This window comes from Amycolatopsis sp. NBC_01307, from assembly GCF_035975215.1.
Lineage (GTDB): Bacteria > Actinomycetota > Actinomycetes > Mycobacteriales > Pseudonocardiaceae > Amycolatopsis.
Window position 1 is genome coordinate 1619783 of sequence record NZ_CP108403.1, and the last position, 14312, is coordinate 1634094.

The 14312-nt window shown below is 72.6% G+C and carries 9 protein-coding genes; all 9 read left to right on the top strand.

The window, feature by feature from the left end:
* Positions 1 to 22 precede the first annotated feature (22 nt).
* Positions 23 to 787 carry an AraC family transcriptional regulator gene (locus tag OG439_RS06940; protein ID WP_326948530.1) on the top strand — a complete coding sequence of 255 codons (765 nt, stop codon included), beginning with the start codon at positions 23 to 25 and terminating at the stop codon, positions 785 to 787.
* Positions 788 to 873: 86 nt separating this feature from the next.
* Entirely contained in the window at positions 874 to 1782 is a 909-nt protein-coding gene (locus OG439_RS06945) for an AurF N-oxygenase family protein (protein WP_326948531.1), read from the top strand.
* Positions 1783 to 1786: 4 nt separating this feature from the next.
* Positions 1787 to 3274: an FAD-dependent oxidoreductase gene (locus tag OG439_RS06950; RefSeq protein ID WP_326948532.1), complete on the top strand. Its 1488-nt coding sequence runs from the start codon at positions 1787 to 1789 to the stop codon at positions 3272 to 3274.
* A gap of 547 nt (positions 3275 to 3821) precedes the next feature.
* Positions 3822 to 4154, top strand: coding sequence for a WXG100 family type VII secretion target (locus OG439_RS06955; protein WP_247050426.1), 333 nt, complete (start codon positions 3822 to 3824; stop codon positions 4152 to 4154).
* A 29-nt stretch (positions 4155 to 4183) separates the two neighbouring features.
* Positions 4184 to 4483, top strand: a complete 300-nt coding sequence (locus tag OG439_RS06960; protein ID WP_247050428.1) for a WXG100 family type VII secretion target — start codon at positions 4184 to 4186, stop codon at positions 4481 to 4483.
* A gap of 92 nt (positions 4484 to 4575) precedes the next feature.
* Positions 4576 to 5142, top strand: coding sequence for a hypothetical protein (locus OG439_RS06965; RefSeq protein ID WP_326948533.1), 567 nt, complete (start codon positions 4576 to 4578; stop codon positions 5140 to 5142).
* A gap of 65 nt (positions 5143 to 5207) precedes the next feature.
* Positions 5208 to 8921, top strand: a complete 3714-nt coding sequence (locus OG439_RS06970) for a hypothetical protein (RefSeq protein WP_326948534.1) — start codon at positions 5208 to 5210, stop codon at positions 8919 to 8921.
* Positions 8918 to 12925, top strand: a complete 4008-nt coding sequence (gene eccCa / locus OG439_RS06975; protein ID WP_326948535.1) for a type VII secretion protein EccCa — start codon at positions 8918 to 8920, stop codon at positions 12923 to 12925. Before OG439_RS06970 ends, eccCa begins: the two co-directional genes overlap by 4 nt.
* A 5-nt stretch (positions 12926 to 12930) precedes the next feature.
* Positions 12931 to 14310 (top strand): type VII secretion integral membrane protein EccD, encoded by a 1380-nt coding sequence (gene eccD, locus OG439_RS06980; protein WP_326951501.1) that lies wholly within the window; start codon positions 12931 to 12933, stop codon positions 14308 to 14310.
* Positions 14311 to 14312: the final 2 nt, after the last annotated feature.

A 14312-nucleotide genomic window follows, 5' to 3' on the forward strand; every position in this document is an offset into this window, starting at 1 on the left:
CCGGCCACCTAGGCTCGAGGGTGTGCGCAACACCCACATCGACACCGTGGACGACCTCGACCGCGACGTCGTCGCCATCGGCACCGACTACCCGCCCCGGCACGTGCTCCCCGAGCACCGCCACCGCCGCGCTCAGGTGCTCTACGGCGTCACCGGCTCGATGCGCGTCGAGACGGCCGACGGCGCGTGGACCGTCCCGCCGCACCGGGCCGTGCTGATCCCCGCCGGCACGCCGCACGCGGTCCGGATGACCGGCGTCAGCACGCGCAGCCTGTACGTCGAACCCCGTGCGGTGCCGTGGTTCCCGGCTCGCTGCCGGGTCGTCGAGGTGACGCCGTTGCTGCGCGAGCTGCTGCGGGAGGCGGTCGACGTCGAACCGCGCTACGCCGCCCGCGGGCGTGACGCCGTCCTGCTGCAGCTGGCCCTGCACGAACTGCGCCGGGCCGCGCCGCTGCCGCTGGACCTGCCGTTGCCGGCCGACCCGGAGCTGCGCCGGCTGTGCCAGGACTTCCTCGCCGCACCGCGCGTCGACGTCCGGCCGGCGGCCTGGGCGGCCCGGCTGCACGTCGCCGAGCGGACGCTGCACCGCCGGTTCCGCGCCGAGACCGGGCTCGGCCTCGCGCCGTGGCGGCGTCGTGCCTGCGTGCTGCACGCGTTGCCGCTGCTCGCGGCGGGTGCGCCGGTGGCCGAGGTGGCCGCGGACCTCGGCTACGCGGGCCCGGGCGCGTTCACCACGATGTTCCACCGCCTGCTCGGCGCGCCACCCAGCGAGTTCCGCGAGCGCTGACTCCGAGGACGGGTGTGCACTGGAACATTTATGTGTTACGGTTGGTAACAGTAAACTGCGGTAACATCCTGACGAGGAGGTCGGCCATGACGAGCATCGGCGAGCGCGTGCCGGAGGTGTCGGACCGCGAGACCATCGCGCGCCGGCTGCTGGACTCGTCGGAGCAGCTCTCGTACGACCCCGTCACGGAGGTCGACTGGGAGACGCCGCTCGACAAGGACTTCCACGGCGCCAGCCCCGAGTGGAGCACGCTTTACGGGACGTCTTACTGGGCCGAGATGACGCCGGAGCAGCAGCGCGAGCTGACCCGCCACGAGGCGGCGTCGGTGGCGAGCACCGGGATCTGGTTCGAGATGATCCTGCAGCAGATGATCCTGCGTGACTTCTACGCCAAGGACCCGACCGACCCCGCGTTCCAGTGGGCGCTGACCGAGATCGCCGACGAGTGCCGGCACTCGATCATGTTCGCCCGCGGCGCGGCGAAGCTGGGCGCGCCCGCCTACCGCCCGCGCCGGTTCGTCGTCGAGGCCGGCCGGATCTTCAAGGCCACCGCGACCGGTGAAGCCGCCTACGCGGCGATCCTCGTCGCCGAAGAGGTCCTCGACGTCATGCAGCGCGACTGGATGCGCGACGAGCGCGTCGTCCCGTTCGTCCGGACCATCAACAACATCCACGTCGTCGAAGAGTCGCGGCACATGAAGTTCGCGCGCGAGGAGACCCGTCAGCGGCTCGAAGGTGCCGGCTGGGTGCGGCGGCAGATCAACGCGCTGGTCGTCGCGATCGCGTCGTTCTTCATCGTCACCAGCATGGTGAACCACCAGGTCTACGAGAACGCCGGGCTGGACGGGAAGCGCGCCCGGCGCGAGGCGAAGGCCAACCAGCACCACAAGTCGATGCTGCGCTCGAGCTGCTCCGGGCTGATGGAGTTCCTCCACTCCGCCGGGCTGCTGACCAAGCCGGCGCTGTGGTTCTACAAGCGCGCCAACCTCATCTGACGCCATGGCCTTCGCGATCACGCAGACCTGCTGCGCCGACGCCTCCTGCGTGTCGGTCTGCCCGGTCAACTGCATCCACCCGACGCCGGACGAGCCGGACTTCGGCCGCACCGAGATGCTCTACGTCGACCCGGCCACCTGCATCGACTGCGGTGCCTGCGCCGACGCGTGCCCGGTCGACGCGATCTTCCCGGCCGGCGACCTCACCGGGCCGCTGCGGGCCTACGAAGAGATCAACGCCGAGTACTACGCGGGCCAGGACGTGCTGGCCGGGGCGAGCGCCGCGCCCAACTTCCACCGCTGGGCGCAGCCGGCGTTCACCCGGGTGCTCCCGAGCGACTTCGCGCCGCTGGACGTCGCGGTCGTCGGCAGCGGCCCGGCCGGCATGTACGCCGTCGAGGACCTGCTGCTGCACACGAACGCCCGGGTCACCCTGGTCGACCGCCTGCCGGTGGCCGGTGGCCTGATCCGCTTCGGCGTCGCGCCCGACCACCCGTCGACGAAGAAGATCGGCGAGACGTTCGCGCGGTTCCACGACCACCCGCGGCTGCGGCTGCGCCTCGGGACCGAGGTCGGCCGCGACGTCACCGCGGCGGAGCTGGCTTCGCGGCACGACGCGGTGGTCTACGCGGTCGGCGCCACCGCGGCCCGGGCGCTCGGCGTCCCGGGGGAGGAGCTGCCCGGCAGCCTGGCCGCGGCGACCGTCGTCGGCTGGTACAACGGCCACCCGGACATCGCGACCGGCGCCGTCGACCTCTCGGCCGAGCGGGTGGCCGTCGTCGGCACCGGCAACGTCGCCCTCGACATCGCCCGCATCCTCACCGCCGACCCCGAGAGCCTGGTCGGCACGGAGATCGCCCCGGCCGCGCTGGCCCGGCTGCGGTCGAGCAAGGTGCGCGAGGTCGTGCTGCTCGCCCGCCGCGGCCCGGAAACCGCCGCTTACACGCGCTCGGAGCTGCTGGCCCTCGCCGACCGCGCCGGCGTCGACCTCGTGGTCGACACGCACGACCCGCGTGTCGCGGCGGCCATCGACCAGGGGGACGGCAAGGCGGCGCTGCTGCGCGGCCTGCCGCGGGAGTCCGTGGACTGGTCCACGCCGCCGCCGGACGACCGCCGCCGCATCGTCCTGCGGTTCCACTCGGCGCCGCTCGCGATCACCGGCGACACCGAGGTCCGCGGCGTGCGCGTCACCGGCGTCGAGGGTGACGTCGAGATCGGCGCGGGCCGGGTCGTGCGGGCCGCCGGGTTCCGCGGCACCGGCGTGCCGGGCCTGCCGTTCGACGAGGCGACGGGGACCGTGCCGAACGTCGAGGGCCGCGTCGAGGGCCACCCGGGCACCTACGTCGCGGGCTGGATCAAGCGCGGCCCGTCCGGCGGCATCGGCGCGAACCGGGCGTGCGCCCGCGAGACGGTCGGCGCCCTGCTCGAGGACGCCGTCGCGGGCCGGCTGCCGGTGCGCCGCCGGGCTCGGAAGCTCTTCAGCCGCGTCTGAGTGCCCGTTCGTCCACCACCCCGGTCTCCGCGGAGACCGGGGTGGTTTCGTCTTCGCGGCATCCCCCGGATGAGTGATGCGGTACCGCACCAAATCCGCTTCGGCACCGAAGAAATAAGAATGTCCACACCGGATAAGCTGCTTATTCGTACACGGCTCCGGCGCGATTATTCCTCACCGGTGGAATGAATCCGCGACTTTAGTAGGGTTGCCCGCCCGCGCGCCGGGCGTTCGCGGGCAGATATTCGTGGCCGGAGGGGCAGCCACCCGGCGCCGCGACCGGCTTTCGGGGCCGTCTTGCTGGGTGGTGACCACGAATGTCCGGTTCTGCCCGACCGTTCGCGCCTGTGTGTCCTTAAGGGAACCGCGTAGCGCGCCCTTCGGAAATCATCCATACGATCATCGTGCTGTCTCCGTCAGGCTTTCACGTCTTCCGGCGTCGAGAGTGCCGGGCGGGGCGATGCCGGGGCCCGCGGAACTCCTTTGTGGACGGAGGCGGCCCGACCCCGTTGAGGCAGGGCAGAACAACGGATTCGAGGAGGCGAAAATGGCGGCTCAGAACGGCGCCAAGGTAGACACCGGGATCATGCGCCAAGGCGCTAGCACCATCACCGACACCGGCCAGGGCATCACGGGCGTGAACCGCCAGGTGGACTCCACGATGCAGGAGCTGCTGGGCACCTGGCGCTCGGACGCGGCCGTGGTCTTCCACGAGGCGATGGGCACGTTCGACCGCACCGTGCAGACGATCGTCGACCGGCTGAACACGCTTTCCCAGCACGTCACGACCGGCGCGAACGACTACGACCGCCAGGACGAGGACAACACCTCGAACGTGCGCCAGCAGGCCGCGACCATCGGCGGCCTCCCCGGCTTCTGACCGGACTCCCTCTTCAGGAAAGGAAACCCATGGCTCTGGGTCAGTTCACCATCAGCTTCGCGCAGATGGAAGCCACGGTCGGGCGTGCGCAGCAGCAGTCGCAGCAGATCACCGAGCTGCTCGACCAGATGAACCGCACCATCACCGCGCAGCGCGAGCACTGGCTCGGCAGCGCGGCCGACGAGTTCCAGTCGACCTACGAGTGGTGCCGCCAGCAGGCGCTGACGCTCCCGCAGTCGCTCGACGCCGCCGGCCGCACGCTGGCGACCGTCAACGAGGGCACGTCGAGCACCGAGAGCGCCAACGCGACGCGGTTCGCGCAGCGCTGAGTCTCCCGCGCTCCGGCCGGGGCACGGCCGTCAGCCGCCGCGCCCCGGCCGGTTCGTCCGAACGCGACAGACCGGAAAGGACTCCTCCCGCCATGGCCTTCGACCCGGTGGTCTTCGAAACCGCCCAGATCGCGAACCCGAACAACCAGCACAGCGACACCCCGCCGTCGACCGAGGGCGCGTTCAACAGCCCCGGCCACCAGGACCCGGGCGACCAGGGCAACGTCTACATCCCGGTCGGTGACGTCTCCACCGCGCCGCCGGTCCCGGGTGGCGCGGACCACCCCGGCAAGGGCGTCACCGCGGTGAACACCCAGGCGATGCACACGTTCGCGCAGAACCTGCGCACGCTCGCCGACGGCCCGCTGTCCAAGCTGCCGGGCCAGCTCGACACCGTGAACATCAAGCCGGGCGTGTTCGCCACCGCGCACGACAAGCTGATCCAGCCGATCGTCGGCGAGGGCGGCCTGCGCGACTCCACCCGCACCACGGTCCAGGACCTCATCACGGCGATGCACGACGCGGCGGACGCGGTCGACAAGGCGGCCAACGCCTACGACTCCGCCGACGAGGCCAACAAGATGACGACCGACGCCTACAACCAGTACTTCGGGCAGCTGAGCTCGGAGATCACCGGCGCGGGGTCCAAACAGCACTGATCGGTCGCGCGCGGGGCGGGACTGCGGCGGGCTGAGGCGAACCAGGGACGGGCGAGCGAGGGACGATGGGCGACGACAACAACACCCACGGGTTCACCCAGGACGACAACGGCGTCTGGCCGGATTCCAGCAACACGCCGACGAACTCCACCGGCGACCCCGGCAAGGACTTCGACGGCCTGACCTGGAAGCAGATCGAAGCCGCCATCCTCGGCGGTGGGTCGATGGCGCCCGGCCAGGACCAGGCCGACCAGGCCTACGGCAACGTGAACTGGCAGTCCCTGCAAGCCGCCGCCGGCGTGTTCCAGACGACGCAGATGAGCCTCGCCGTCGTCGCGGAGGCCGTCCAGAAGCAGGTCGAGGCGCTCGCCGGGGAAGACGGCCCGTGGAAGGGCACCGCGGCGACCAACTTCAAGGGCATGATGAACGACATGGCCTCGAAGTTCCAAGGCCTCGTCCACCAGATCAGCGACGGCAGCAGCGGCGGCCGCAACATCCCGAACCAGCTGGCCAACTCGGCCGCGTACCTGCAGTGGGCGCAGAACACCTTGCGCTACATCGACTCCTACTACGCCCAGCAGGTCATCGCGCGCGGCAAGGTGCTCAACGACGGGCGCGCGTACATCTCGCAGTTCCCCGACGCCGTCGAGATGATGACGAACGACATGCGCCAGGTCGGCAACCAGCTGTCCGGCAAGTACCACTCGTTCTCCGTCGCCAGCTACACCGCGCCGCCGCCGGCGACCCCGCCGCCCGTGGACGTCCCGCCGCCGCCTCCGCCGCCCGAAGCCCCGCCGCCGCCGGACATCCCGCCTCCCGCGGACGCGCCGCCCCCGCCCGCCATCCCGCCGCCGCCCGGCGGTTCCGGTGGTGGCGGTGGTGGCGACGTGCCGCCTCCCGAACTCCCGCCCCCGCCCGGCGACACGGGTGGTGGCGGTGGCGGCGGTACTCCGCCGCCGTTGTCCAGCGCCGAAATCCCGCCGCCACCCGGCGGTGACTCCGGTCTGGGCGGGGACGGCGGGGGCACACCCCCGCCGTTCCAGAACCTCGCCGTCGCGCCGCCGCCCGGTGCGGGCGGCGACAGCGGCACCGGTGGCCCTGGTGGCCCCGGTGATCTCGGGGCCATCAACCCGCCCTCGCTCGATGGCCCGCCCGGCGACGTCGGCGCGGGTGGTGGCGCCCTGCCGCCGTTGACGTCGCCGAACCTGACCCCGCCGCCGTCCGGTGCCGGGGGCAAGGACGACCAGAAGGCCGGCGGCCTCGGCGACATCAAGCCGCCCGCGCTCGACAGCCCGCCGGGCGACGTCGGCGCCGGTGGCCTGGGCGACATCAAGTCGCCGTCGTTCGATTCGGCGCCGGGTGACGTCGGTGCGGGCGGTGGCGCGGGTGGTCTCAACGGCCTCGGCGACCTGAAGTCGCCGGCGCTGGGCAACCCGCCGGGGGCCGGCGGTCTCAACGGGCTGGGCGCGAACGCCCTCAACCCGGCCGACGTGCCGTCGTCGCTGCAGGACCCCAAGGCGGGCGGCGGTTTCACGTCGCCGATGGGCGGTGGCATGCCGATGATGCCGCCGGGTGGCATGGGCGGCGGGATGAACCCCGCCGGCTCGGAGCGCCCGGACTCGGCGGGCCTGCTCGGCGGCGTCGACAAGCCGTGGACCAGCAGTCTGCCGGACGGTCTCGGCGACCCCAGCGCGCTGACCGACGCCCCGGCGTTGAAGTCGGCTTCCTGGTCGGCGCCCCCGGGTGACGTCGGTGGCGCGGGCGGTGTCGGCGATGTCGGCGGCGCGGGTGGCGTCGGCGACGTCGGTGGCGGCGCTCTCGACCCGGGTGGCATCAAGGGTCTCGACCCGAGTCAGTTGCAGGCGCCGGGCGACCTTTCGTCGTCGAATGGTGGTCAGCAGCAGGGCATGCCGGGTTCGGGGATGCCGATGATGCCGCCGGGTGGCATGGGTGGCGGCATGAACCCCACCGGTGCGGAACGGCCGGATTCGGCGGGTCTGCTCGGTGGCGTCGACGCGCCTTGGGATTCGGCGTTGCCGGACGGCCTGGGCGACCCGAGTTCGTTCGGCGAGACCCCGGCGCTGGAGTCGGCTTCGTGGTCGGCCCCTCCGGGTGACGTCGGGGGCGCGGGCGGCGCCGGTGACGTCGGTGGCCTCGGTGCCGGCGTTTCTGATCCGGGTGGCATCAAGGGTCTCGACCCGAGTCAGTTGCAGGCGCCGGGCGGCCTCTCGTCGTCGAATGGTGGTCAGCAGCAGGGCATGCCGGGTTCGGGGATGCCGATGATGCCGCCGGGTGGCATGGGCGGCGGAATGAACCCCACCGGTGCGGAGCGGCCGGACTCGGCCGGTCTGCTGGGTGGCGTGGACGCACCGTGGACGGCGGACGTGCCGGACGGTCTCGGCGACCCGAGTTCGTTCGGCGAGACTCCCGCGCTGCAGTCGGCCTCCTGGTCGGCGCCTCCCTCGGACGTCGGCGGTGCCGGCGACCTCGGCGGCGCGGACGCGGTCGACCCGGGCGGTGTCAAGGGCCTCGACGCGAGCCAGTTGCAGGCGCCAGGTGGCCTGTCGTCGGCGAATTCGCCGCAGCAGCAGGCGTTTCCGGGTTCGGGCATGCCGATGATGCCGCCGGGCGGCATGGGTGGCGGCGCGAACCCGTCAGGCGCCGAGCGCCCGGATTCAGCGGGTCTGCTGGGCGGTATCGACGCACCGTGGACGCCGGACGCGCCCACCGGCGTCGGCGACCCGACCTCGGTCGGCGAGACTCCGGCCCTGGGGGCGGCATCGTGGTCGTCGCCGGCTTCGTGGGCGGCACCGTCCACTGGGGACTCGACACCGGCGGCGCCCGGCATGCCGATGACGCCGCCGGGCGGCATGGGCGGTGGCGCAAACCCGCCGGGAGCGGAGCGGCCGGACTCGGCCGGTCTGCTCGGGAGCGTGGACGCGGCCTGGACGCCGGACACCCCCAGCGGCACTGGCGACCCGACCTCGGTCGGCGAGACCCCGGCGCTGGGCGCGGCCTCGTGGTCTCACCCCGCCCCGCCCGGTGGCGTGGGCGGCGGGATCCCGGCCGCCCCGCGCGTCGACACTCCCCGGACTCCGGAGGCGCCTCCCGCCGCCGGTCCGGGCGTGCCCGCCATGCCGATGATGCCGCCGCCGATGACCCCGCCCGACAACGGCGCCACCGCGGAACGTCCGGACTCCGCCGGTCTGCTCGGCGGCGACAGCTCGGCCTGGGCCACCGCCGACACCCCGGGCGAACCCGACCCGGGCGCCGGCACCCCGCGCGGCTGGGCGACGGCCGTGCCGGTCAGCGGCTGGGGCACCGCGCCCGTCGGGAAGTCCACATCGGACGATCACGACGATGACGTGCGGATCTCCGTCGTGCGGCCCGTCGAGTCGAGCGAAGACACCTCCGCCTGGGACGTCGGCACCGCCGAGTTCCTGCCGGGCCTCCTCCCGTTCGGGGCGGTCGCACCGGCGGGGGAGTCCGAAGTGGATGTCAGCACGGACATCGTCGAACGCAGTGACGAGCCGTGGCGGCCCGCCGAAGACGAGCCGCGGGAGACCTACCGGCGGATCCGGGTCGGCGACGGCGAGTTCATTCCGGACGAGCTGCCGACCTGCGGTGACGGCCCGGCCCTCGGCACCGAAGCCGAGGCCCCCGAGCCGGAACCCGAAGAAGAGCCCGAAGAGGAAGAGCGCACCATGGCGGACCTGCTGAGCCAGGACGACTCCGCCTGGGGCCGTCCCGCGAGCCGGCCTTCGGGGGTGCTGGAGTGAGCACGGAAACCGTCAAGCGCGGCCCGCGCGCGTCCGGCCCCGAACTGCCCGAAGGCCAGGAAGAGCTGCAGGAGCCGCCCGTGCTCGCCGAACCGGCGGCGCGGGACTTCAACTCGCTGCTCATGATGCTGCCGATGGGCATCGGGTCGATGGTGATGGTGCTGTCGTTCTCCGGCGTCGGCGGCAGCTCGCCGATGACCTACGTCCTCGGCGGCGGCATGGGACTGTCCATGATGGCCATGAGCGTCGGCCAGCTCACCCGCGCGGTGGGGGAGCGCAAGCGCAAGATGCGCGCCGAACGCCGTGACTACTTGCGCTACATCGCGCAGGTTCGCACCCGGGCCCGGGCGACGGCCGAGCAGCAGCGGCGGGCGGTGGCGTGGAACAACCCGTCGCCGGACTCGCTGTGGTCGCTGTCGATGGGGCGCCGGTTGTGGGAGCGGCGCGTCAGCCACGACGACTTCGGCCGCGTCCGCATCGGCCTCGGCTCCCAGCAGTCGGCGCTCGAACTGGTCCCGCCGGTCACCAAGCCGATCGAGGACCTCGAACCGCTGTCGGCGATCTCCCTGCGCCGCTTCACCGAGACCTACCGGTCGCTCTCGGGCATCCCGACGGCGGTCGGCCTGCGCAGCTTCACCAGCGTCGAGTTCGACGGCGACCCCGAGGCCGCCGCGAGCCTGGTGCGGGCGATGCTGGCGCAGCTGGTCGTGTTCCACTCGCCGGACGAGCTGCGGATCGCCGTGCTCACCACCGAAGCCGCGCAGTCCCAGTGGGACTGGGTGAAGTGGCTGCCGCACAACCAGCACGCCACCCTGCGCGACCCGGCGGGTCCGCTGCGGCTGCTGGCCGCCGACCACGACGACCTGATGGACGTCCTCGGCCCGGACGTCGCCGACCGCGACGACCACGACAAGGCCGTCGGCCCGACCACGACCGAACCGTTCGTGGTGATCGTCGCGCACCTGGCCATGATCCCCGAGTCGTCGCGGCTGCTGGGCGCGGGCCTGCGCAACGTCGTCCTGCTGGACGTCACCGGCGCGCTTCCCGGCGGCCCCAAGGTCTTGCGACTGACCACAAAGGACGATCGCGTCGAGTTCCCGGCCGGCACCGGCGTCGGCTCCGCGATCCGCGACGAACTGTCCGTGACGCAGATCGAAGGCCTGGCCCGGCTGCTGTCGCCGAAGCGCACCAGCGGCACCCTGGAAATCACCGAACAGCCCCTCGAGAGCGACTTCGGGCTGACCGCGCTGCTGGGCATCCGCGACGTCCACAGCTTCGACATCCCGGCGCAGTGGCGTCCGCGCGCGGTGCAGCGGGCGCGGATGTCGGTGCCGATCGGCGTCACCGAGGACGGCGAGATCGTCGAGCTGGACCTCAAGGAGTCGGCGCAGGGCGGCATGGGCCCGCACGGCATGCTCATCGGCGCCACCGGCTCGGGCAAGTCCGAGCTGCTGCGCACCCTGGTCCTCGGCCTGGCCGCGACGCACTCGTCGGAGATCCTCAACTTCGTCCTCGTCGACTTCAAGGGCGGCGCGACGTTCCTCGGCATGGACCGGCTGCCGCACACCTCGGCGATGATCACCAACCTGGCCGACGAGCTGCCGCTGGTCGACCGGATGCAGGACTCGCTCAACGGTGAGATGGTGCGCCGCCAGGAGCAGCTGCGCGCGAGCGGGCACCCGTCGCTGTTCGAGTACGAGAAGGCCCGCGCGGCCGGCGAGCAGCTGCCGCCGATGCCGACGCTCTTCCTGGTCGTCGACGAGTTCTCCGAGCTGCTGAGCGCGAAGCCGGAGTTCATGGAGCTGTTCGTCTCGGTCGGCCGGCTGGGGCGCAGCCTCGGCGTCCACCTGCTGCTGGCGTCGCAGCGGCTGGACGAGGGCCGCATCCACCGCGTCGAGGGCCACCTGTCGTACCGGATCGCGCTGCGGACGTTCTCCTCGATGGAGTCCCGCAGCGTCATCGGCGTCGGCAACGCCTACGAGCTGCCGTCCGAACCGGGCAACGGCTACCTCAAGATCGACACGACGAACCTGGTGCGCTTCAAGGCCGCCTACGTCTCGGGCCCGGTCCCGGCCGGCGGCGGTGACGGCGCGAGCGACGTCGCCCGCGCGGGTGCCGAGGTCGTCCCGTTCTTCACCCGGACCCGCCCGACCCGGTTCATCGTCCGCGACGACGAGCCGGACCCCACCGCCGAGAAGACCGCCCAGGAAGTCCTCGAAACCGCGCCGAGCGGGCCGACCCTGGCGGACGCGTTCGTCGAGCGGCTCACCGGCGCGGGCCCGGCGGCGCGTCAGGTGTGGCTGCCGCCGCTGGCCGAGTCGCCGAGCCTGGACGCGCTCCTGCCGGGCGTGCTGCCCGACGCCGTGCGCGGCATGAGCGTGCAGGACCCGGCCCAGCTGGGCCGCCTGCGCGTGCCGCTGGGCATGATCGACCGGCCGTTCGAGCAGGTCCGCGAGCTGCTGACGGCCGACCTGTCCGGCGCGGCCGGGCACGTCGCGGTCGTCGGCGGCCCGCAGACCGGCAAGTCGACGCTGCTGCGGACCCTGGTGCTGGCCCTGGCCATGACGCACACGCCGGCGGAGGTCCAGTTCTACGGGCTGGACTTCGGCGGCGGCGGGATCATGTCGATCAGCGGCCTGCCGCACGTCGGCTCGGTCGCCACCCGCCTCGAGCGCGACCGCGTCGTGCGGACCATCGAAGAGATCTCGCAGATCATGGAGCACCGCGAGAACATCTTCTCCGAACGCGGCGTCGAGTCGATGGACGTCTACCGCCAGCTGCGCCGCCGCGGCCAGGTCGAGGACGCCTTCGGCGACGTCTTCCTGGTCGTCGACGGCTGGTACTCGCTCAAGAACGACTACTCCGAGCTGGAGCAGAAGATCGGCGAGCTCGCCTCGCGCGGCCTGTCGTTCGGCATCCACGTCGTGATCGCGTCGACGCGCTGGTCGGAGATCCGGCCGTACCTGCGCGACCTGCTGCAGACCCGGTTCGAGCTGCGCCTCGGCGACCCGATGGAGTCGGAGATCGGCTCGCGCAAGGCGAAGACCGTGCCGAGCCAGCCGGGTCGCGGCCTGACCCCGGACGGCCTGCACTTCCTCGCCGGCCTGCCCCGGATGGACGGCAGCGCGGCCACGGACGACCTCGCCGCGGCGACCAAGGCCGTCGCCGAAGAGGTGCACACGTTCTGGCCGGGCCGCCGCGCGCCGGCCGTGCGGCTGCTGCCCGCGACGTTGCCGCTGTCGGAGCTGCCCCGCCCCGACGGCGACCTGCGGCTGGCCTTGGGCCAGGACGAGCAGCGGCTGCTGCCGGTGTGGCACGACTTCCGCGCCACGCCGCACCTGCTGGTGTTCGGCGACAACGAGACCGGCAAGACCAACATGCTGCGGCTGGTGCTGCGCTCGGTGCTGGCGCGGTACGGGCCGGGCGAGGCGAAGATCGTGCTCGCCGACCCGAGCCGTCAGCTCGACGCCGAAGTCCCGGAGGCCTACCGCGTCGGCTACGCGACCACGACCGAGGCACTGCAGGAACTCGCGACCCAGACGGGCGTTTCGCTCTCGCCGCGGGTGCCGGACCAGAGCGTCACGGCCGATCGGCTCAAGCGCCGCGACTGGTGGACCGGCCCCCGGCTGTTCCTCGTCGTCGACGATTACCAGCTGCTGACCGGCGGCATGGGCTCGCCGCTCGAGCCGCTGCTGTCCCTGCTCGCGCAGGGCGCCTACATCGGCATGCACCTGGTCGTCGCCCGCAGCACGTCGGGCGCGATGCGCGCGCTGAGCGACCCGGTGATCCGCCGGCTGTGGGAGCTGGGCAGCCCCGGCGTCGTCTTCTCCTACCCCAAGGAAGAAGGCAAGTTCCTCGGCGAGGCCGCGCCGCGCAAGCTGCCGGCCGGCCGCGCCCAGCTCGTCACCCGCCGCGGCGTGAAGCTCGTCCAGACCGGGTTCGTGCCCGGTCCCGACCAGCTCGTCGGCAGCACATTCGGCACTCTCGAAGGGAGCGGACGTTGACCGCCATGCAGCAGGGCGAGCTGTGCCGGGTCACCGTGCACGGCCCGCAGGGGCGCGCCGACCTGGCCGTGCCGATGGGTGTCCCGGTGACGAGCCTGCTGCCGGTGCTGCTGCGGCACACCGGCGGCCACGAGGACCTCGGTGACTCGTGGGTCCTGCAGCGTCTCGGCGAGGCGCCGCTCGACCCGGCGGGCACGCCGGAGTCGCTCGACTGGAAGGAGGGGGAGGAGTTCCACCTCCGCCCCCGGCTCGACCCGTTGCCGGAACTGGACTTCGACGACATCGCCGACGGCATGGCCACCGCCGTCAGCCGCCAGTCCGGCCGCTGGAAGCCCGAGTTCAACCGGTTCCTGTTCCTCGGTTTCGCCATCGCCGGGCTGCTGGTGCTGGCCCGGGTGCTGCTCTACCCGGGCGCGCTGGGCCTGTCCGCCATCGGCTGCGCGGTCGTGGCACTGGGCCTGCTGGTCGCGGCCGTCGGCTCGGGCGTCCGGTCCGAAGACACGGCGTTGATCACGCTGCTGGGTCTGGGCGGCTGCGGGTTCGGATTCGTGGCGGGCGCGGTCGCCGTCGCGGGCCTCGGGCCGGCGTTCGACCTGCAGACCGCGCCCCTGCTGTCCGGCTGCCTGGCTTCCGGTCTGGCGGGCGGCCTGATGCTGGGCGGCCGGGCCGCGTGGGCGCCGGTCACGCCGTTCATCCCGTTCGGCACGGTCGTGGCCACCTCCGCGGCCGGTGCTGTGACGCTGTGGCTGCACTACGGCCCGGAGTTCTCGCCGGTGCAGTCGGCCGCGCTGGTCTCGGCCGTCCTCATCGGACTGCTGGTGTTCGCGCCGCGGATCGGCATCCGGTTCGCGCGCATCCGCGGCCCGCAGCTGCCCCGCACGGCCGACGAGCTGCAGTACGACATCGAGCCCGCGCCGGCGGAGAAGATGGTCGCGCAGACCGCGTACGCCGATGGTTACCTCACGATCGCCTGCGTCACCTCGGCCGTCATTTTCGCCTGCTCTTTCCCCTTCCTGGTCGGTCAAGGCCTGTTCCCCGGCATCCTCGCCGGCCTGCTCGCGGCGGCAGTGCTGATGCGCTCGCGCAGCCTGCTGGGCGCGTGGCAGCGGGTCCCGCTGGCCGTCGCCGGCGCGCTCGGGTTGGTGCTGCTGACGTTCTCGCTGATCGAACCGCTGACCCCGGACTGGCGCGGCGCGTCCGCGGCGGGGGTGGTGCTGGTGTTCTTCCTGCTGGTGCTGGCCATGCTGCGGCCCCCGCCACGGCGGCTGCTGCCGATCTGGGGCCACCTGGCCAACTGGCTGGAGACGTTGAGCGCCGTCGCGATCCTCCCGATCCTGCTGCAGCTGTTCGGGACGTACGCGTGGGCCATCGGACTGACGGGCTGAAA

Excerpts from the sequence above, each read along its gene's own strand:
- OG439_RS06945 (WP_326948531.1), top strand. The coding sequence starts at position 874 with ATGACGAGCATCGGCGAGCGCGTGCCGGAGGTGTCGGACCGCGAGACC.
- OG439_RS06960 (WP_247050428.1), top strand. The coding sequence starts at position 4,184 with ATGGCTCTGGGTCAGTTCACCATCAGCTTCGCGCAGATGGAAGCCACG.
- OG439_RS06965 (WP_326948533.1), top strand. The coding sequence starts at position 4,576 with ATGGCCTTCGACCCGGTGGTCTTCGAAACCGCCCAGATCGCGAACCCG.
- OG439_RS06955 (WP_247050426.1), top strand. The coding sequence starts at position 3,822 with ATGGCGGCTCAGAACGGCGCCAAGGTAGACACCGGGATCATGCGCCAA.
- OG439_RS06950 (WP_326948532.1), top strand. The coding sequence starts at position 1,787 with ATGGCCTTCGCGATCACGCAGACCTGCTGCGCCGACGCCTCCTGCGTG.
- OG439_RS06970 (WP_326948534.1), top strand. The coding sequence starts at position 5,208 with ATGGGCGACGACAACAACACCCACGGGTTCACCCAGGACGACAACGGC.
- eccD (WP_326951501.1), top strand. The coding sequence starts at position 12,931 with ATGCAGCAGGGCGAGCTGTGCCGGGTCACCGTGCACGGCCCGCAGGGG.